Here is an 18,170-nt window from a genome sequence, read left to right on the forward strand (position 1 = left end):
TTTGGTCCGATGGCAAGACAGAGCCGATCAAATGACTGGGGTTTTCCCCGCTGGCGTGCCTATGGCGCGACGCGGGAAGCGCAGCGCGTGCGCATCTGCGACCGTTTCGGCTGTGACCAGCCGGGTAACTGCCCCGCGCCCAAATCGCCCAACAGCCCGGACCGCTGGTATTTCTGCAGCGAGCATGCGGCCGAATATAACCGCAACTGGGACTATTTTCAGGGACTGGACGAGGAAGAGCGGGCCGAACGCGAGCGCACCGAACGGCGCGATGCCGGCGGCTATCAGTCGAGCGCCCATCATGGCTGGGGCGGTCCCGGCGACGGCAGCCGGTCGCGCGACGAGATGCACGCGCTGCAGGCGCTGGGGCTGGAGGATGACGCCGATTTCGAGGCGGTGCGCAAGAGCTGGCGCAGCCTGGCCAAGGAATATCATCCTGACGTGAAGCCGGGCGATGCCGAGGCGGCGGTGCAGTTCCAGACGATCCAGGCCGCCTATGAGGTGCTGCGCGCGGCCGAGGAACGGCGCACCTGGAAGCCGCGGGGCGCCAGCGATTGAAGGATCATGTCCGGTCCAACTGGCAAAATGCCGTGCTGGTCTGCCGCAAATGCTCGAAGAAGCTGGACGGCGGCTTCGGCAAGGATGGCGAGGAGCGGCTGGCCAAGGCGCTGCGGCGGCATTTGTCGCTGAAGAAGGGGCGCAAGGCGGCGGCCGGCATCATAGAGGTGAATTGCCTGGGCGTCTGTCCCAAGGGCGCGATCACGGTGGTCAATGGCGCCGCGAGCCGCGACTGGCTGTTGGTGCGGCCTGGGGCGGATCTGGACGCACTGGCGACGGCGCTGGACCTGCCGGCGCAGGCGGAAACGCAGAATCCGGGCTGACTTACGCAAAATGCGTAAATCCGGACGGGCCTGTTAAGCCTATCCTTACCAACATTTCCTAGGGGGGATGGCATGCGGATATGGCTTCCTTCCTCGCGCGGTGCGGTGCTGCTGGCCCAGCTCGCGATCATCCTCCTGGGTCTCGCCCTGCTCTACGGCAATCCGCCGGCGCAGGGGCGCATCCTGCTGATCCCGATGACGGCCGGTGCGCGCGCGCATCTGGTGCCCGATGCGGTGGCGCATGGCGCCCGGCTGGTGGCGAGCGGACGCCTGCCCGGATCGATGGTGGTGGAGGGGCAGCGCGACGCGCTGCTGCCCTTGTTGCGGGGCGGTATCTTGCCGCTGCGCGCCTTTGCCGCGGCCTGTGGCGAACCGGTGGGAGGATTGGCCTGATGGCGTTCAATAGTCTCGAAAGCCTGCGCCTGCATGGCCTGCGCATCCTGTTGCTGTGCAGCCTGATCTGGACCGTGCTGATCGGCATTGGCGGCATGATGATCGGCAATGAGCGGGCGGCGCCCGCCATGCTGCTGTCGGCGCTGGCCAACATCCTGCCGACCTGGATGGTGATGCGGCGTCGCAACGACCTGGAGGTGCGGCTGGTGATGGGGACGCTGGCGGCGGTGCAGCCGGCGATCACCCTGTTCCTGCTGAGCGGCCATGTCTGGCAGATGGACGCGCACATGTATTTCTTCGTGGCGCTCGCCTCGCTGGCGGTGCTCTACGACTGGCGGCCGATCCTGCTGGCGTCGGTGTTGATCGCGTCGCATCATCTGGTGCTGACCTATGTCGCGCCCAATTGGGTGTTCTCGGGGCAGGCGGAGATCGGCCGGGTCATCATCCACGGCTTTGCGGTGGTGCTGCAGGGCACGATCCTGGGCTATCTCAGCATCAAATTGCATGGGCTGCTGCTGGCGCAGGACGCGCATGTGGCGGACACCGCCCGGCTGGCGCGGGAAGCGCAGGCCGGGCGCAATGCGGCGGAATCGGCGATGGATGCCCAGCGCCAGTCCGACGCGCGCGAGGCGCATCTGCGGATCGAGCGGGACGCCGAAAAGACACGGATGGCGCAGGACCGGCGCAGCGAGACGCTGGCGCTGGTCGGCGCCTTCCGCCAGTCGGTGGCGGGCGTGGTGAGCGCGGTCAGCGCGGCAACGGGCGAACTCAAGGAATCGGCCGGGCTGCTGCATGATCTGGCGCGCCGGGCGAGCGTGGGCACGGACGAGACGATGGCGGCGGCGGGCCAATCCTCGGCCAGCGCGGCGGTACTGGCGCGGCGGATCGAGCAATTATCCGAATCGATCAGTGCGATTGCAGCGGCGGCCAGCCAGCAGGCGAGCCTGGGCGGCGAGGCGCAGCGCGTGTCGGTGGCGGGGCATGAAGCGATGCAGGCGATGGAAGGGCGCACCGCGTCGATCACCAGCTTCGCCGATTCGATTACCGAGATTGCCGCCCGCACCAATTTGCTGGCGCTCAATGCCACGATCGAGGCGGCACGGGCCGGCGAGGTCGGGCGCGGCTTTGCGGTGGTGGCCGGCGAGGTGAAGCAGCTGGCCAATCAGACGGCGAGTGCGACCGGCGAAATCCAGTCGCTGGCCTCGTCCGCGCGGCAGGGGGCCGGGGTGGCGCAGGAAGCCCTGTCCGAGGTCGCCGGCAGCGTCGAGGAACTGGCGCAGGCGGCGCAGGCGATCCAGCGTGCGGTAGCCGACCAGCGCGATGCGACGGCGGCGATCGGCCAGTCGGCGCGCGATACCGCCCGCGATGCCGATCATATGGCGCAGCGCATGGCGACCGTGGCCGATGTCGCGCGCAATACCGAAAATCTGTCCGATCGCGTGTCGAGCGCGGCGGCCGGCCTGTCGCGCACCGCGCAGGAGTTGCAGCGCGCGACCGACCTGTTCGTGGCGCAGTTGGAAGCGGCTTGATCGCCGGTCAGCCGGCGCGGGCTATCTGGCCGGTTGCCTGGTCATCGATAGAGCGTGCCAGCGGATAGAGGACGCGCTCTTCCCGATCGATCCGCCGGGCAAGGGCATCCAATATCCGGCCGCTGTCGGCGCAGAAGCCGCGCCAGTCGCGGGTGATCCGCTCGTCGGTCCAGGCGGCCATGTAGCGGGCGAAGCTCTCGGCCAGCGCGCCGATCTCGGCCTGGATGCGCGCGGCGGTGGTGCGGACGCGATCGTCGCCCTGGCGCTGGAGCGCGGGGTAGAGGATGCGATCCTCCAGCGCGAGATGGGCCATCAGCTTGCGCGCCAGTTGCCAGCGCAATGCGCTCACCGCCTGGGGCTGGTCGGGATCGGCGATCGCCTGGCGCAGGTGCGCGGCGATCAGGGCGATCTCCTCATGCTGCGTGCCCAACTCGTCCATGTTCATCGCGATCATCCTCCCTGCCGCGTGCGATCATGCGTTGGCCGGCGTTAAGAGGGGATTGGAGCGCAGGGCGGGCAAAGCGCGCAAAGCCTGTAAAAAAGAAAGACCGCCCGGCGCCTGCGCACCGGACGGTCCTTCTGTCATCGATCCTGTGGATCAGGCTCCATCGGAGCCTGTCGCGATCAGGCCGGCTGGTCGGCGCGGCTGGCGCCCTGGCCGTCGAGATTGAGGGCCGCGAAGTCCCAGTTGATCGCTTCCTTCAGCAGCTTTTCGGCATAGGCCGGGCGCAGGTTGCGATAGTCGATGTAGTAAGCATGTTCCCACACATCGAGGATCAGCAGCGGCGCATGGCCTTCATGCGCGACGGGGGTGTCGGCGTCATGATAGCTGGTCACTTCCAGCTTGCCGTCCTTCAGGATCAGCGCGGCCCAGCCGCTGGCGAAGTGGCCGACGGCCTCTGCCTTGAGCTTTTCGATCAGCGCGTCGACCGAACCGAAGGCTTCCTCGATCTTGGCGAGCAGGTCGCCGGTCGGGGCGGTCTTCACCGGCGACAGCGAGTTCCAGTAGAAGGTGTGGTTCCAGATCTGGCCGACCTGGTTGAACAGGCCGCCCTTCGACGACTTGATCAATTCGACCAGCGACTTGCCCTGCAGGCTCTCGTCGGCGGCGACCAGTTCATTGGCCTTCACGACATAGGCATTGTGATGCTTGCCGTGGTGGAAGTCGAAGGTTTCGACCGACAGGATGTCGCCAAAGGCGTCCTTGGCATAGGGAAGGTCGGGCAGAACAAAGGCCATGGCGGAACTCCTCGGGTTCGTTATGGGGCGGCCGGGCAATGGCTGGCGCGGCCGGTTGATTCTATGGTCCGGGCGGGGCGTTGACGCCTCCGTCGCTTCCCATATGCGCACCCAACGCCCAAGAAAACCAATATGTGCCTATTGCGAAACGATCGCAGAAACAGGCGGTTGGCGGGGCTTTCGGGCGGTGATGGGCGGGGCAGGGCCGGGGCGGCTTGCTTGACAGGCGGGACGGGGCCGAACATGATCGCGGCCATGCCGTTCAAGATCATCTTTGCGCGCTTCCGCCATCATGGGGGACAGCTTCTCGCGGGCCATCCGCCCCGGACCTGACAGGCGCGCTGCCGGCAGGTCCGGGGCACCCTTCTTGACGCCTTGCGCCCGAGCACTGGGCGCGCACCCCTATCAGGAAGTTTTCCCATGACTCTGCAACAGAAATGGGCGGCCGTGCCGCCGATCCATATTGTCGAATCCGAAGCCGACATGATTTCCGACCTCGCCTGGGCGGCGCGCGACCGCTTCCCCGACGTCAGTCAGTTGTTGCTGGAGGAGGTCGGCCGGGCGCAGTTATGCAGCCGGGCGGCGCTGCCGGCCGATGTCGCGGCGATGGGATCGACCATCCTCTATCGCGATGGTGCGCGTGGGGCGCCGCGCCGGGTGGAACTGGTCTATCCCAGCCATGCCGATGTGGCGCTGGGCCGGATATCGATCCTGACGCCGGTCGGCGCCGCGCTGATCGGGATGCGGGCGGGCAATGCGATATTGTGGCCGGACCGCGACGGCCATCTGCGCGACATCCTGGTGGATGCGGTGGTCCAGGCGCAGGCCTGAACCACGCAGGTCAGTGCCGTGTCAGCCCTGCGGCGGGGTGGTTTCGCCCACCTCGTCGCTGTCGAGGCCATCGTCCAGGGTCAGGCCGTGGCGCAGCAGCATCGGGATGTTGGCGCCGGCGAACACGACCGAGACGATGGTGACGCCCCAGACCTTGACCGCGAGCCAGGTGTCGAAGCTCATCGACCGGCGCATGAGTTCGTTGGCGACCGCCATGGCGACGAAGAAGAGGGCCCAGTTGCGCGACAGCTTGCGCCAGCCTTCCTCGGTCAGCCCGTCATAGGCGGCCTGGAGCAGATATTTGAGCAGCGGCTTGCCGCGTAGCAGCCCGGCGAACAGCATCAGCGCGAAGAAGGCGTAGATGATGGTCGGCTTCAGCTGGATGAAGCGCTGGTCGTGGAAATAGATGGTGAGGCCGCCGAAGAAGAGGATCAGCAGCGCCGAGAGCCACAGCATCGGCGAGACCCGGCCGAGCTTCACCTTGGAGATGATGACGGCGATGACGATCGCGGCCATGAAGGCGGCGGTGCCGAAGCTCATGGCGGTGATCGGGTTGCCCGCACCCCAGAACCAGCCCGCGCCCTTGTAGCTCAGGAAAAAGACCAGCAGCGGCCCGAAATCGAGCGCGAGGCTGAGGCTGCCGCCATGGGCGGGCTTCTTGGCGTCAGCGGGCATAGGCCGTCCCCGCGATCGCGCGTGCCATGTCGCCGGCATCGAACGGGCGCAGATCCTCGATCTTTTCGCCCACGCCGATGGCGTGGATCGGCAGGCGATATTTCTCCGCCGCCGCGACCAGCACGCCGCCGCGCGCGGTGCCGTCGAGCTTGGTCATGACCAGGCCGGTGACCTGTGCGGTTTCCTTGAAGACTTCGATCTGGTTCAACGCATTCTGTCCCGTGGTGGCATCAAGGACCAGGACAACGTCGTGCGGGGCGGCCGGGTTCAATCGGCCGAGCACGCGGCGCACCTTGGCCAGTTCGTCCATCAGTTCGGTCTTGTTCTGCAGGCGGCCGGCGGTGTCGACGATCAGCACGTCGATGCCGGTGGCCGTCGCCTGCTTGACCGCGTCGAACACGATGCCAGCCGCGTCGCCGCCTTCCTTGCCAGCGACGATGGGCACGCCGAGGCGTTCTGCCCAGACCTTCAACTGGCCGATCGCGGCCGCGCGGAACGTGTCGCCCGCCGCCAGCATCACGCCATAATCCTGTTCCAGGAAATTATTGGCGAGCTTGGCGATGGTGGTGGTCTTGCCCGATCCGTTGACGCCGATCACCAGGATCACCTGCGGGCGCGGAAAGGCTTCGATCTCCAGCGGGCGGGCGACCGGGGCCAGCACCTTCTCGATCTCCTCCGCGATGATCTCGCGCAGATATTCCTCGGTCAGTTCCTTGTTGTAGCGCCCTTCGGCCAGGCGATCACGAACCCGGCCGGCCATGGCCGGGCCGAGATCGGACATGATCAGGGCTTCCTCAATCTCGTCGAGGGTTTGGTCGTCGAGTGCGGCCTTGGTGAAAAGGCCGGTCAGATTCTCGCCGAGCTTGTCGGATGTGCGCTTGAGGCCGCCGAAGAGGCGGTCGCGCCAGCTGGTGCCGGTGTCAGTCATTATTGCGCCTCTTGCGCGATCAGCGCGCCATTCTCAAGGCCGCTGATGCGGGCCGCGACGATCGTGGAGGGGGGCTGGGGCGTGGTGAAGCGCACCGGCGCGAAATTTTCCGCATGGCCCGACAGGCCATTGCGTTCGACCAGCACCGACTGGCGGGTGCCGACCAGGCGGGCAAGCCAGGCGTCGCGCTGCGCCGCGCAGGCGTCGCGCAGCAGCGCGGCGCGCGCCTTGATGGTGGCGCGATCCAGCTGGGGCATGCGCGCGGCCGGCGTGCCGGTGCGCGGCGAATAGGGGAAGATATGGCCATGGACGATGTCGCAATCGGCTACCAGCGCCAGGCTGTTGGCGAACATGGCCTCATCCTCGGTCGGGAAGCCGGCGATGATGTCGGCGCCTATGCTGATGTCCGGGCGGGCGGCCTTCACCCGCTCGACGATCCGCACGGCATCGGCGCGGGCATGGCGGCGCTTCATGCGCTTGAGGATCATGTCGTCGCCGGCCTGTAGCGAGAGATGCAGATGCGGCATCATGCGCGGCTCATGGGCGATGAGGTCGAACAGCCGCTCGTCAATCTCGACACTGTCGATCGAGGAGAGGCGCAGCCGGGGCAGGTCCGGGACATGGCGCAGCAGCCGTTCGACAAGCTGGCCGAGCGAGGGGCTGCCCGGCAGGTCGGGGCCATAGCTGGTGACGTCGACGCCGGTCAGCACGATCTCGCCATAGCCCGCATCGACCAGCTGCTTCGCCTTGTCGATCACCGCGCCGGCGGGCACGGAGCGGCTGTTCCCCCGGCCATAGGGGATGATGCAGAAGGTGCAGCGGTGATCGCAGCCATTCTGCACCTCCAGGAAGGCGCGGGCATGTTCGGCAAAGGCGCTGGCCATGTGCGGCGCGGTGTCGCGCACGGCCATGATGTCGGAGACGTTGACCTTATCCGCTACCGGAACGAAGGCGGCGGCCTCCAGCTTCTCCCGGTTGCCGATCACGCCGTCCACTTCCGCCATGGCGGCGAAGGTCTGGGGTTCGGTCTGGGCAGCGCAGCCGGTGACCAGGATGCGGGCGTCGGGGCGGTCTCGCCTGGCGCGGCGGATCGCCTGCCGGGTCTGGCGCACGGCCTCGGCGGTCACGGCGCAGCTGTTGACGACGATCAGGTCGTCCTGTGCGCCGGCCATCTCCCGGCCAACTATCTCACGAATAGCTTCGCTTTCCGCGATGTTGAGCCGGCAGCCCAGGGTGATGATGTCGGGACCGGGCACGGTCAGAAGCGGTCCCAGTCCGCCTCGCCGTCGAACACATGGGTGGCGGGGCCGGTCATGCGGATCGTGCCGCCCGGTGCCCAGTCGATCTCCAGGTCGCCGCCCGGCAGGCTGACGGTCACTGGCCCGGCCATCAGCTTGCGGCGGATCGCCGCGACGGCGGTGGCGCAGGCGCCGGTGCCGCAGGCGCGGGTCAGGCCGGCGCCGCGTTCCCAGACGATCAGGCGCAGATGCTGCGGGCCGACGACCTGCGCGAAATTGACGTTCACGCGGGCGGGGAAGAGCGGGTCATGCTCGATCAGCGGGCCGAGGCGCTCGAAATCCACCGCGTCCAGATCCTCGACGAAGAAGATCACATGCGGGTTGCCGACATTGACGGCGGCCGGCGCGGGCAGGTCTTCCCAACTCGCGCTCATGGTCAGCGTGTCCATCGGATAAGCGAGCGGGATCGCGTCCCAGTCGAAGCGGGGCGCGCCCATGTCGACGCTGGCGCCGCCGTCCACGCCCTTGGCGTCGAGCAGCCCGGCCCTGGTCCGGATCAGCACGTCCTTGCCGACGAACAGTGGCACGCAGCGGGTGGCATTGCCGCAGGCTTCCACTTCCGAACCGTCGGAATTGAAGATCAGCATCGACACGTCGGCCTGGTCGCCGGTCTCGGCATCGCCGATGACGATCAACTGGTCACAGCCGATGCCGGCATGGCGATCGGCAATGGCGCGGGCGCGCGCTTCCGTCATCGCGACCGGCGCCTGGCGCGCGTCGATCACGACGAAATCATTGCCCAGACCATGCATCTTGGAAAAGCGGCTCATCATGGCGCCGCATTTAGTGCGGGACGGGGCAAAAGACCAGCGGTCAGGCGTTCTGGCCGCCGATGATGGCTGCATAATCCTGCGGATCGACATTGGCACCGGAGATGACGAGGGCGGTGGCGCCGTTGGTGGGCGGGGCGAGGCCGGCGAGCATGGCGGCGAGGGCGACCGCGCCGCCCGGTTCGACCACCAGCTTGAGCGTGGTGAAGGCGAAGCGCATCGCGTCGCGCACCTGATCGTCGCTGACGACGAGGCCGCCCGCGAGCAGGGTGTGGTTGATCGGGAAGGTCAGCGCGCCGGGGCTGGGCGCCAGCAGGGCGTCGCAGATGCTGCGCGCGTCGGGCGAGACGCTTTCGCGCGTGCCGCTGGCGAGCGAGCGGGCGGTATCGTCAAAGCCTGCGGGTTCGACCGCATAGACGCTGATGTCGGGGCGGGCGGCTTTGACTGCCGTCGCCGTGCCTGCGACCAGCCCGCCGCCACCGCAACAGACGAGGATTTGCGTGAGGTCGGCGCCAGCGGCCTGCGCCTGCTCCAATATTTCGAGGCCGATCGTGCCCTGGCCGGCGATGATGAAGGGATCGTCGAAGGAGGGAACCAGCGTCGCGCCGCGTTCGGTGGCAAGGGCGGTGGCGATTTCCTCACGGCTCTGGGTGAAGCGGTCATAGGGGACGACCTCAGCCCCCATCGCACGCGTGTTGGCGGTCTTGATCGCCGGGGCATCGGCCGGCATCACGATCGTGGCGGGAATGCCGAGCAGGCGGGCGGCGAAGGCGACGCCCTGGGCATGGTTGCCCGAGGACCAGGCGACGACGCCCGCCGCCCGTTCCGCCGCATCGAGGCGGGCGAGGCGGTTATAGGCGCCGCGAAACTTGAACGATCCGCTATGCTGGGCGCCCTCAAACTTCACCAGCACCCGCCGGCCGCAATGATCGTTGAGTGCGGCATTCTCGATCAGCGGGGTACGGACCGCCGCCGGCGCGATCAGCCGCGCGGCATCGGCGACGTCGGCGGCGGTGATGGCAAGCGAATCGGTCATGTGGCGTCTCCCGGTAAGTGGCCCCTGCATAGCCGCCCGCCGGCGCCGCGCAACGATCCGCCGGGGCGATCCTGGCCCGCTTGGCAGGGCTTGTGCTTTGGCTTATGGGGGCCGCGCGCCGGGGCGGTCAAAAGCCCCGGACGCGCATGATCGCGCCGGTGCCCGCAAGGGCTGAAAACGGGAATGCGGTGCGGGGGGCGCAGCCCTTCCAAATCCGCGGCTGTCCCTGCAACTGTAAGCGGTGAGCGCGATGCGCAGGGTTCCCAAGCTCTTCAAAAGGGGAGGGCCGGAACCGGCCACTGGACCGACAGGTCCGGGAAGGCTGGCGCATCGCTGCCCTGACCCGCGAGCCAGGAGACCTGCCGGCGTCTGGTCGCTCTTGCCCTGGCCCAGGGGATGGCCATGGCGCGGTGTTTCCGTCGAGCGACGCCCATGGCGGCCGGGGCCGCATCGGTGCGTGGGGTGGGGCGCTGGCGTCTTCCCGATCCTCACGCAGCGACCGCTTGTGCGGACGCCCCGGTTCCAAATCGACGGACGCCGGGGGACGATAAAATGAAGATGTTGGGGATTTCGCTGATCGCGCTGCTGGCCGCTACGCCGGCACTGGCCCAGGATCTGGCACAGGATGACGATATCGTCGTCACCGCTTCGGGCATTGCGCAGCCGCGCGACGAGGTCGGCCAGGCGATCACGGTGATCGATGCCGACACGATCAGAACGCGCCAGGCGGTCGATGTCGTCGACCTGCTCGCCACCACGCCGGGCGTCCGTTTCAGCCGCAACGGCTCCACCGGCGGCGTGACCGGCGTGTCGCTGCGCGGCGCTGAGACGACCCAGACGCTGGTGCTGATCGACGGGGTCAAGGTCAACGACCCGAGCGGCATCGGCGACGGCTATGATTTCGGCCATTTGCTGACCGGCAATATCCGCCGGATCGAAGTGCTGCGCGGCTCCAACTCGGTGGTCTATGGCAGCCAGGCGATCGGCGGCGTGGTCAATGTGATGACCGGCGCGCCCAGCGAGGGTTTCGAGGTTAACGCCTCGGCCGACTATGGCTATAGCGATACGCTGAACGCCAAGGCCGATGTGTCGGGCACGCATGGCGCGGTGTCGGGCGGCGTCGGCGTCGCCTATTTCAACACCGACGGCATCTCCTCGGTCGGCCGGTCGTTCGGCGGCGTGGAGAAGGATGGCTATGAGAATATCGCCACTAACGCCAAGCTGAAGATCGCTTTCACCGACAGCCTAAGCCTCGACCTGCGCGGCTATTATATCCATGCCGATCTCGACTATGACAGCTTCTTCGGCGCGCCGGCCGACAGCAGCGACGTCAGCAAGCTGGACCAATATGTCGGCTATGCCGGGATCAACCTGGCGCTGCTCGACGGCAAGCTGACCAACCGCGCTGCCGTCACCTGGCTGCGCAACGATCGCGACTATTATTTCGTGCGCGGCACCGACCCGGACTATGGCTATTCGGGCACCAACCTGCGCTTCGAATATGAGGGCGTCTATGCCCCGGTCGACCAGGCCAAGCTGATCTTCGGCTATGAGCATGAGCGGCCGGACTATGATTATTTCGGCTTTGGCAGCACCGACAGCGCAAAGGCGAATATCGACAGCGTCTATGCGCTGGCGGTGATGAAGCCGCTCACCGGCCTCGCCGTCACCGGCGGGTTGCGCCATGACGATCATAGCCAGTTCGGCGGCGCGACCACCTTTGGCGCCAACGCCAATTACACGCCGAACGCCGGCGCGACCAATATCCGCCTCTCCTATGGCGAGGGGTTCAAGGCGCCGTCCCTCTATCAACTCTACGACACCTATAGCGGCAACAGCGCGCTGCGGCCGGAGCGGTCGAAAAGCTATGATATCGGCTTCGACCAGAGCCTGGACGGGGACCGGGCCGTGCTGTCGCTGACCGCCTTCCGGCGCGATACCCGCAACCAGATCAATTATGACTATGCGACCTACACCTATGGCAATCTCGACCGGACCCGCGCCAAGGGCGTGGAAGCGACGCTGACGCTGAAGCCGGTCGAGGCCCTGACGGTGGCGGCCTCCTACTCCTATGTCGATGCGCGCGATCGGTCGGGCGGGGCCACCGACGGCAATCGCCTGCCGCGCCGCGCCGCCAATGCGGTCAGTGTGTCGGCCGATTATCTCTGGGCCTTCGGCCTGTCGACCGGCGCGACGCTGACCATGGTCGGCGACAGCTATGACGACACGGCCAACACCCGCCGGCTCGACGGCTATGCGCTGGCCGGGCTGCGCGCGTCCTTCCCCGTGGGCGACCATCTGGAAGTCTATGGCCGGATCGACAATCTGTTCGATGCGGATTACGCCACGGCCTATGGCTATGGCACCTATGGCCGGTCGGCCTATGGCGGCGTGCGTGTCCGCTTCTAAGGGGCGGCGGCATCCCCTGTTGCTGCCGGGGCTGATCGCCCTGCTGCTCGTCGCGGCTATCTCGTCGGTCGCGCTGGGATCGGTGACGATCGCGCCGGCCCGCATCCTGGCGGTGCTGGCCGGCGGCGGCGACATGGTGGCGCGGGCGATCATCATCGACCTGCGCCTGCCGCGCATGGCGATCGGCCTGCTGGTCGGCGCCATGCTGGGCCTGTCGGGCGCGGCATTGCAGGGCTATTTGCGCAATCCGCTGGCCGAACCCGCCGTGCTGGGCGTGTCCAATGCGGCGGCGCTGGGCGCGGTGATCGCGCTTTATTTCGGCCTGTCCGAACTGCACCCGATGGCGTTGCCGCTGCTGGCGATCGTCACCGCGCTGGCGGCGATCGGCGCGCTGTTTCTGCTGGCGGGACCATCGGAAAGCCCGTTGACGCTGATCCTGGCAGGGATCGCGGTCGCGACGCTGGCGGGGGCGGGGATCAGCCTGGCGCTCAACCTGTCGCCCAATCCCTTTGCCGCGATGGAGATCATGAGCTGGCTGATGGGCAGCCTGGAAAATCGCAGCATCGACCATCTGTTGCTGGCGCTGCCCTGCATCGCGGTCGGCGCGGCGCTGCTGCTCTATGACGGGCGCGCGCTCGACGCGCTGACCTTGGGCGAGGATGGCGCGCGGGCGCTGGGCGTCGACCTGTCGCGGGCGCGGCTGCGGCTGATGGCGGGGGTGGCGATCGGTGTCGGCGGCGCGGTGGCGGTGACCGGATCGATCGGTTTCGTCGGTCTGATCGTGCCGCATCTGGTGCGGCCGCTGACCGATCGGTCGCCCTCCGCGCTGCTGTTGCCATCCATGCTGGGTGGCGCGGTGCTGCTGACCTTGGCCGATATCGGCGTGCGCATCATCCCGACCAGCAGCGAACTGAAACTGGGCGTGCTGACCGCGATCCTGGGCGTGCCGGTCTTCCTCATTCACCTGATGCGGGAGCGGCGGCTATGGTGACCCTGTCGACCGAGCAACTGGACGTCCGGCTGAGCCGCCATCTGGCGGTGCGCGGCGTCGACCTGACCATGGCGCCGGGCCAGTTGATCGGCGTGATCGGCCCCAATGGCGCGGGCAAGTCGACCTTGGTGCGGGCGCTGCTGGGGCTGGTGAAGCCGGCCGCCGGACGCGCGCTGCTGGACGGCACGCCGATCGAGCGGCTGTCGCGCGAGGCGGTCGCGCGGTCCATCGCCTATCTGCCGCAGGGCCAGACATTGCACTGGCCCCTGGCGGTCGAGCGGCTGGTGGCGCTGGGGCGCTTGCCGCATCTGGGGCCGCTGTCGCGCCTGACCGCCGACGATGAGGCGGCGATCGAGGATGCGATGGCCCGCGCCGATGTCACCGGCTTCAAGGGGCGGATCGCCACTGAGCTGTCTGGCGGCGAGCGGGCGCGGGTGCTGCTGGCGCGGGCGCTGGCGGTGGGTGCGCCGGCGCTGATCGCCGACGAGCCACTCGCCGCGCTCGACCCCGGCCACCAGATCGACGTGATGGCCTTGTTGCGGGCGCAGGCGCAGGGCGGGGCGCTGGTCGTCACCGTGCTGCATGACCTCGCCATGGCGGCGCGCTATTGCGACCGGCTGCTGCTGATGGATGGCGGCGCGCTGGTGGCGGACGGGGCGCCGATGGACGTGCTGACGCCGGAGCGGCTGGCATCCGTCTATGGCGTCGCAGCGCGGATCGACGTCAACGACGGCCTGCCGCTGATCGTGCCGACGGCACGGGTCTGATCGGGAACGAAAAAGGGGGCCTTCCGGCCCCCTTTGCTTAGTTGCCGAAGCCGCGTGGGGCGGGATCGACCACGCTGATCGTGCCGGCGCCGACCTCGCTCACTTCCAGTGCGCGTTCGGCGATGCCGTTGCGATTGAAGCGGAAGGCGCCGTCGATGCCGGCAAAGCCGCCCGGATCGCGCAGGCGCGCGGTGGGGAAGGGCGCGCCCGGCTTCCAGTCCTGGGCGATCCGCACCGTCAGCAGCACCGCGTCATAGCCCATCGAAGACAGGCGGAAGGGCGCGCTGCCGTAGCGGGTGCGATATTTGGTCGCGAGCTGGCGATAAAGGCCGTCCGACACGCTGGCATACCAGGCGCCGCGTAGCACGGGGCTGGCGGCCAGCGATTCTTCGGTATTCCAGATTTCGGTGCCGAGCAGGCGGGCATTGGCGCCGCCATTCTTGCGCACGATCGGTGCGACCTGCAGCGCGACCCGGCCGCTGTCGGCGATCAGCAGCGCGTCATAGCTGGACGAGGCTTGCAGCTTCTTGACCGCAGCGGTGATCGAGGCGGGGGTGCGATCGAAGGTCTGCATCGACACGACCGTGCCGCCAGCCTGTTCGACCGCGCGCAGCAGCGCATTGCCGGCGCGCTCGCCATAGGTGCCGCGCGGCACCAGCGCGCCGAAATTGGACAGGCCCTTTTGACGGGCGAAGCCGATCACCCGCTCGATCGACTGGTTGGGGGTATAGCCCATCAGGAAGATGTTGCTGCCCGCGACGCTGGTGTCGTTGGAGAAGCTGATGACCGGGACATTGGCCTTGGCCGCGATCGGCCCGACGATGCGGGCGTCATCGGCCAGCAGCGGACCCAGGATCAGGCGGTTGCCGTCGGCCAGCGCCCGGTTGGCGGCCGCCGCGGCGCCGGTGGCGGTGTCATAGGTGGTGATGCGGACCTTGTCGGTCTTGATGTCCATCAGCGCCAGGGTGGTGGCATTGGCGATCGACTGGCCGACGCCGGCATTGGGGCCGCTGGTCGGCACCAGCAGCGCGACGCGGTGGCGCGCAGTGTCGGTCGGCAGGCCCTGGGTCACTTCCGGGCCGGTCGGCTTGGCGGGGCCGGTGGGCTGGGCTGGGCCGGGGCCCTTGGGCACGATCGACTGACAGGCGGCAAGCATGATGGTGCTTGCAACGAACAGCAATCGCGCGCTGCGCTTCATCGCCGCGAACATGTTCGCTTGCCGGGGGGCATCCGTCTCTGTCATCTGGGATCCTTATGGAAACTATATTGGCATCCGGGCTTGAGCCCGGGCTTTACATCGTGGCGGGGCCGATCGGCAACCTTGGAGACCTTACGCCGCGCGCGGCCGAAGTCCTGCGGCTGGCCGACGTGGTCGCCGTGGAAGATACACGGGTCAGCGCAAGGCTGCTGCGCCATGCGGGATCGGATCGGCCGATGATTCCCTATCATGACCATAGCGCCGAAAATGTGCGGCAACGGCTGATCGAGCGGATGGCGAGCGAATCGGTGGCGCTGCTGTCGGACGCGGGGACGCCGCTGATTTCCGATCCGGGCTACAAGCTGGTGCGCGACGCGCGGGCGGCCGGGCGCAGGATCACGACCCTGCCGGGGCCGAGCGCGGCGATCGCGGCGCTGACCCTGTCGGGCCTGCCGACCGATCGGTTCCTGTTCATGGGCTTCCTGCCGAACAAGGCGAAAGCGCGCGGCGACGTGCTGGCCGAGGTGGTGGCGCTGCGCGCGACCCTCGTTTTCTACGAAAGCGGGCCGCGGCTGTCGGACAGTCTGGCGGCGATGGCGGCGGCGCTGGGCGATCGCGAGGCGGCGGTCAGTCGCGAGATCAGCAAGACCTTCGAGGAGACGGCGACCGGCACGCTAAGCGAATTGTCCGCCCGCTATGCCGATGCGCCGCCCAAGGGGGAGATCGTTGTCATCGTCGGCCCGCCCGGCGAGGCGCCGCCGGCCAGCGCCGAGGATGCCGACGCGGCGCTGCGGGAGGCGCTGACCCGGCTGCCGGTATCGAAGGCGGCGGGCGAGGTCGCCAAGAAGCTGGGGCTCGACCGGCGGACGCTCTATGACCGGGCGAACGAACTCAAGGGAGAACGCGAGGCGTGAACCGCCAGCAGGCGGAGAAGCGCGGCCGGCAGGCCGAACGCATCGCCGCCTGGTGGCTGCGCCTCAAGGGCTGGCAGATTGTCGGCCAGCGCCTGCGCACGCCCGCGGGCGAGGTGGACCTGGTCGCGCGCAAGGGGGCGATGCTGGCCTTTGTCGAGGTGAAGAGCCGCGCGACCGACGCCGAACTGGACGTCGCGATCGACCAGCGCCGACTGGCACGGGTGGCGGCGAGCGCCGAAATATTATGGCATCAGCTGGCAAGACCCGGAGACGACATGCGAATTGACGTCATCCTCCTTGCGCCCGGCCGCCCGCCACGCCATCTGGCCAATGTCTGGCATGGGGGGTGAGGGCTCTCTATTCCGTTCGGGCTGAGCGAAGTCGAAGCCCACGCCTGAGCGCCAGCGAAGGCAAGTCACCTCGCTAACGCTCGGCGGAGCCCTTCGACTTCGCTCAGGGCGAACGGTAAAAGGAATGAAGATGACCGAACTCAACCCCCTGACCGTCGCCATGCAGATGGACCCGATGGAAGGGATCAGGATCGCCGGCGATTCGACCTTCCACATCATGCTGGCGGCGCAGGCGCGGGGGCATAAGCTCTATCATTATCTGGCGCCTGACCTGACCTATCGCGACGGCCGGGTACTGGCCAAGGCGCGGCCGGTGAAGGTGCAGAAGGTCGAGGGCGATCATTATGCGCTGGGCGAGCCGGAGATGCTGGACCTGGGCCGCGACGTCGATGTCGTGTGGATGCGGCAGGATCCGCCCTTTGACCTGAGCTACATCACCGCCACCCATTTGCTGGAGCGGGTGCAGGAAGAGACTCTGGTGGTGAACGACCCTGCCAGCGTCCGCAATGCGCCCGAAAAGCTGTTCGTGCTCGATTATGCCCGCTTCATGCCGCCGACGATGATCACCCGCGACCTGGCCGAAGTGAAGAGCTTCCTGGCCGAGCATGGCGAGATCGTGGTGAAGCCGCTTTATGGCAATGGCGGCGTCGCGGTGTTCCATGTCGGCAGCAATGGCGCGAACCTGTCGTCGCTGGTGGAACTGTTCAAGGCTTCGTGGGTCGAACCCTTCATGGTCCAGGCCTTCATTCCCGGCGTCGCGCAGGGCGACAAGCGCATCGTGCTGGTCGATGGCGAGGTCGCGGGCGCGGTCAACCGCATTCCCGGCGCGGGCGAAATCCGCTCCAACCTGGCGGTCGGCGGATCGGCGGCCAAGACGGTGCTGACCGATCGCGAGCGGGAAATCTGCGAGGCGATGGGGCCGGAATTGAAGCGCCGCGGCCTGTTGTTCGTCGGCATCGACGTGATCGGCGGCGAATGGCTTACCGAAATCAACGTGACGTCGCCGACCGGCATCGTGTCGATCGACGCGTTCGACGGCACCGACACCGGTGGCATGATCTGGGACGCGATCGACGCCCGCCTGGCGGCGCGGGCGGCGGCCTGACCTGCATGCGCCTTGTCCGTCATCCCAGCGAAGGCTGGGATCTCTCTTTCTGGCTTCGGAATAGAAATAAGTGGGATGCCAGCCTGCGCTGGCATGACGGAAGAGGCAGGACGCACCCATGACCGACTGGGTGCTGCGGTTGATCGATGCGGGGGGCTATTGGGGGATCTTCCTGCTGATGATCCTCGAAAATGTGTTTCCGCCGATCCCGTCCGAACTGATTATGGGGATTGGCGGCATCCGCGTCGGCCAGGGGCGGATGGCGATGGAATGGCTGCTGCTGGCGGGCACGCTGGGCACCACGATCGGCAATTATTTCTGGTATCTGGTCGGCCATATATTGGGCTTTGGCCGGTTGAAGCCGCTGGTCGATCGCTTCGGCCGCTGGGCGACGCTGGAATGGCGCGATGTCGAGGCGCTGGACCGGCTGTTCGGCAAATATGGCCAGATCGTCGTCTTCGTGTTCCGCTTCATGCCGGCCTTCCGCACGATGATCTCGCTGCCCGCCGGCCTGTTCCGCATGGGGCATGTGCGTTTCCTGATCTGGACTGCCGGCGGCGCGCTGGTGTGGAATCTGGTGCTGGCCTATGCCGGTTTCCTGCTCGGCCAGAATTTCCGCGATATCGACAAATATGTGGGGCCGGTGGCGACCGCCTGCGTGGTCGGTGCGGTGCTGCTCTATCTCTGGCGATTGGCGACCTGGCGGCCCAAGGGATAAGAGACTGTTTGAGAAAGCCGGTACCAGCCCGCGCCCCCGCCCAACCGCCCGATCCAGTGTCATCCTGTCGGGTGGTTGGGAGGGGGAGCGGGCTGGTACCGTACTGAAATATCGCCCTTTCGCGATTTTTCAAACAGC

The 18,170-nt window shown here is 67.4% G+C and carries 20 protein-coding genes and 1 riboswitch; of the genes, 12 read left to right on the forward strand and 8 right to left on the reverse strand.

The annotated features are described in order from the left end of the window. The first annotated feature begins 9 nt into the window (after positions 1 to 9). The 4 genes from HH800_RS00305 to HH800_RS00320 all read left to right on the forward strand — a co-directional run bounded on the left by HH800_RS00305 (position 10) and on the right by HH800_RS00320 (position 2,803). Positions 10 to 558: a J domain-containing protein gene (locus tag HH800_RS00305; protein ID WP_004210421.1), complete on the forward strand. Its 549-nt coding sequence runs from the start codon at positions 10 to 12 to the stop codon at positions 556 to 558. Further along, positions 531 to 881: a (2Fe-2S) ferredoxin domain-containing protein gene (locus HH800_RS00310; RefSeq protein ID WP_169863154.1), complete on the forward strand. Its 351-nt coding sequence runs from the start codon at positions 531 to 533 to the stop codon at positions 879 to 881. The genes HH800_RS00305 and HH800_RS00310 overlap by 28 nt, the downstream gene beginning before the upstream one ends. A gap of 72 nt (positions 882 to 953) precedes the next feature. Next, positions 954 to 1,274 (forward strand): hypothetical protein, encoded by a 321-nt coding sequence (locus tag HH800_RS00315; protein ID WP_004210423.1) that lies wholly within the window; start codon positions 954 to 956, stop codon positions 1,272 to 1,274. Next, positions 1,274 to 2,803, forward strand: a complete 1,530-nt coding sequence (locus HH800_RS00320) for a methyl-accepting chemotaxis protein (protein WP_169859777.1) — start codon at positions 1,274 to 1,276, stop codon at positions 2,801 to 2,803. The genes HH800_RS00315 and HH800_RS00320 overlap by 1 nt, the downstream gene beginning before the upstream one ends. Before the next feature lie 7 nt (positions 2,804 to 2,810). Here HH800_RS00320 and HH800_RS00325 read toward each other — a convergent pair whose 3' ends face one another. Then, on the reverse strand, positions 2,811 to 3,257 hold the full coding sequence (locus HH800_RS00325; protein ID WP_169859779.1) for a hemerythrin domain-containing protein: 447 nt from the start codon (positions 3,255 to 3,257) through the stop codon (positions 2,811 to 2,813). Between the two features lie 170 nt (positions 3,258 to 3,427). Next, positions 3,428 to 4,042, reverse strand: a complete 615-nt coding sequence (locus HH800_RS00330; protein WP_010336711.1) for a superoxide dismutase — start codon at positions 4,040 to 4,042, stop codon at positions 3,428 to 3,430. A 420-nt stretch (positions 4,043 to 4,462) separates the two neighbouring features. On the opposite strand from HH800_RS00330, the gene rnk reads away from it, so the two are divergent. Then, positions 4,463 to 4,873 carry a nucleoside diphosphate kinase regulator gene (gene rnk / locus HH800_RS00335; RefSeq protein ID WP_169859781.1) on the forward strand — a complete coding sequence of 137 codons (411 nt, stop codon included), beginning with the start codon at positions 4,463 to 4,465 and terminating at the stop codon, positions 4,871 to 4,873. A gap of 21 nt (positions 4,874 to 4,894) precedes the next feature. Here rnk and ispZ read toward each other — a convergent pair whose 3' ends face one another. The 5 genes from ispZ to HH800_RS00360 are packed head-to-tail and all read right to left on the reverse strand — an operon-like array spanning position 4,895 to position 9,580. Continuing rightward, positions 4,895 to 5,548 carry a septation protein IspZ gene (ispZ, locus tag HH800_RS00340; RefSeq protein WP_004210432.1) on the reverse strand — a complete coding sequence of 218 codons (654 nt, stop codon included), beginning with the start codon at positions 5,546 to 5,548 and terminating at the stop codon, positions 4,895 to 4,897. Continuing rightward, the gene (gene ftsY, locus HH800_RS00345) at positions 5,538 to 6,476 is read right to left on the reverse strand and encodes a signal recognition particle-docking protein FtsY (protein WP_004210433.1); all 939 of its coding nucleotides are present in this window, start codon (positions 6,474 to 6,476) and stop codon (positions 5,538 to 5,540) included. The genes ispZ and ftsY overlap by 11 nt, the downstream gene beginning before the upstream one ends. Next, positions 6,476 to 7,732 (reverse strand): tRNA (N(6)-L-threonylcarbamoyladenosine(37)-C(2))-methylthiotransferase MtaB, encoded by a 1,257-nt coding sequence (gene mtaB / locus HH800_RS00350; RefSeq protein ID WP_169859783.1) that lies wholly within the window; start codon positions 7,730 to 7,732, stop codon positions 6,476 to 6,478. Before mtaB ends, ftsY begins: the two co-directional genes overlap by 1 nt. A gap of 2 nt (positions 7,733 to 7,734) precedes the next feature. Next, complete coding sequence (gene dapF, locus HH800_RS00355; RefSeq protein WP_069335926.1) at positions 7,735 to 8,547, reverse strand: diaminopimelate epimerase; 813 nt, start codon at positions 8,545 to 8,547, stop codon at positions 7,735 to 7,737. A gap of 40 nt (positions 8,548 to 8,587) precedes the next feature. Next, positions 8,588 to 9,580, reverse strand: a complete 993-nt coding sequence (locus tag HH800_RS00360; RefSeq protein ID WP_169859785.1) for a threonine ammonia-lyase — start codon at positions 9,578 to 9,580, stop codon at positions 8,588 to 8,590. 139 nt (positions 9,581 to 9,719) lie between these two features. Further along, positions 9,720 to 9,962, forward strand: a riboswitch (cobalamin riboswitch). Positions 9,963 to 10,132: 170 nt separating this feature from the next. On the opposite strand from HH800_RS00360, the gene HH800_RS00365 reads away from it, so the two are divergent. The 3 genes from HH800_RS00365 to HH800_RS00375 are packed head-to-tail and all read left to right on the forward strand — an operon-like array spanning position 10,133 to position 13,747. Beyond that, positions 10,133 to 11,989: a TonB-dependent receptor plug domain-containing protein gene (locus tag HH800_RS00365; protein WP_169859786.1), complete on the forward strand. Its 1,857-nt coding sequence runs from the start codon at positions 10,133 to 10,135 to the stop codon at positions 11,987 to 11,989. Further along, a complete protein-coding gene (locus HH800_RS00370; RefSeq protein WP_235681982.1) occupies positions 11,976 to 12,980 on the forward strand; it encodes a FecCD family ABC transporter permease in 1,005 nt (334 codons plus the stop codon). The genes HH800_RS00365 and HH800_RS00370 overlap by 14 nt, the downstream gene beginning before the upstream one ends. After that, positions 12,974 to 13,747 (forward strand): ABC transporter ATP-binding protein, encoded by a 774-nt coding sequence (locus tag HH800_RS00375; RefSeq protein WP_169859788.1) that lies wholly within the window; start codon positions 12,974 to 12,976, stop codon positions 13,745 to 13,747. Before HH800_RS00370 ends, HH800_RS00375 begins: the two co-directional genes overlap by 7 nt. Positions 13,748 to 13,784: 37 nt before the next feature. Here HH800_RS00375 and HH800_RS00380 read toward each other — a convergent pair whose 3' ends face one another. Next, complete coding sequence (locus HH800_RS00380; RefSeq protein ID WP_374552798.1) at positions 13,785 to 14,990, reverse strand: penicillin-binding protein activator; 1,206 nt, start codon at positions 14,988 to 14,990, stop codon at positions 13,785 to 13,787. Between the two features lie 11 nt (positions 14,991 to 15,001). On the opposite strand from HH800_RS00380, the gene rsmI reads away from it, so the two are divergent. The 4 genes from rsmI to HH800_RS00400 all read left to right on the forward strand — a co-directional run bounded on the left by rsmI (position 15,002) and on the right by HH800_RS00400 (position 18,032). Then, the gene (gene rsmI, locus HH800_RS00385) at positions 15,002 to 15,859 is read left to right on the forward strand and encodes a 16S rRNA (cytidine(1402)-2'-O)-methyltransferase (RefSeq protein ID WP_169859790.1); all 858 of its coding nucleotides are present in this window, start codon (positions 15,002 to 15,004) and stop codon (positions 15,857 to 15,859) included. Then, positions 15,856 to 16,209 (forward strand): YraN family protein, encoded by a 354-nt coding sequence (locus HH800_RS00390; RefSeq protein ID WP_004210447.1) that lies wholly within the window; start codon positions 15,856 to 15,858, stop codon positions 16,207 to 16,209. The genes rsmI and HH800_RS00390 overlap by 4 nt, the downstream gene beginning before the upstream one ends. A 130-nt stretch (positions 16,210 to 16,339) precedes the next feature. Further along, the gene (gene gshB, locus HH800_RS00395; protein WP_004210448.1) at positions 16,340 to 17,314 is read left to right on the forward strand and encodes a glutathione synthase; all 975 of its coding nucleotides are present in this window, start codon (positions 16,340 to 16,342) and stop codon (positions 17,312 to 17,314) included. A 118-nt stretch (positions 17,315 to 17,432) separates the two neighbouring features. Continuing rightward, positions 17,433 to 18,032, forward strand: coding sequence for a DedA family protein (locus HH800_RS00400; protein WP_004210450.1), 600 nt, complete (start codon positions 17,433 to 17,435; stop codon positions 18,030 to 18,032). Positions 18,033 to 18,170: the final 138 nt, after the last annotated feature.

It is taken from the genome of Sphingobium yanoikuyae, assembly GCF_013001025.1.
GTDB classification, from domain to species: domain Bacteria; phylum Pseudomonadota; class Alphaproteobacteria; order Sphingomonadales; family Sphingomonadaceae; genus Sphingobium; species Sphingobium yanoikuyae_A.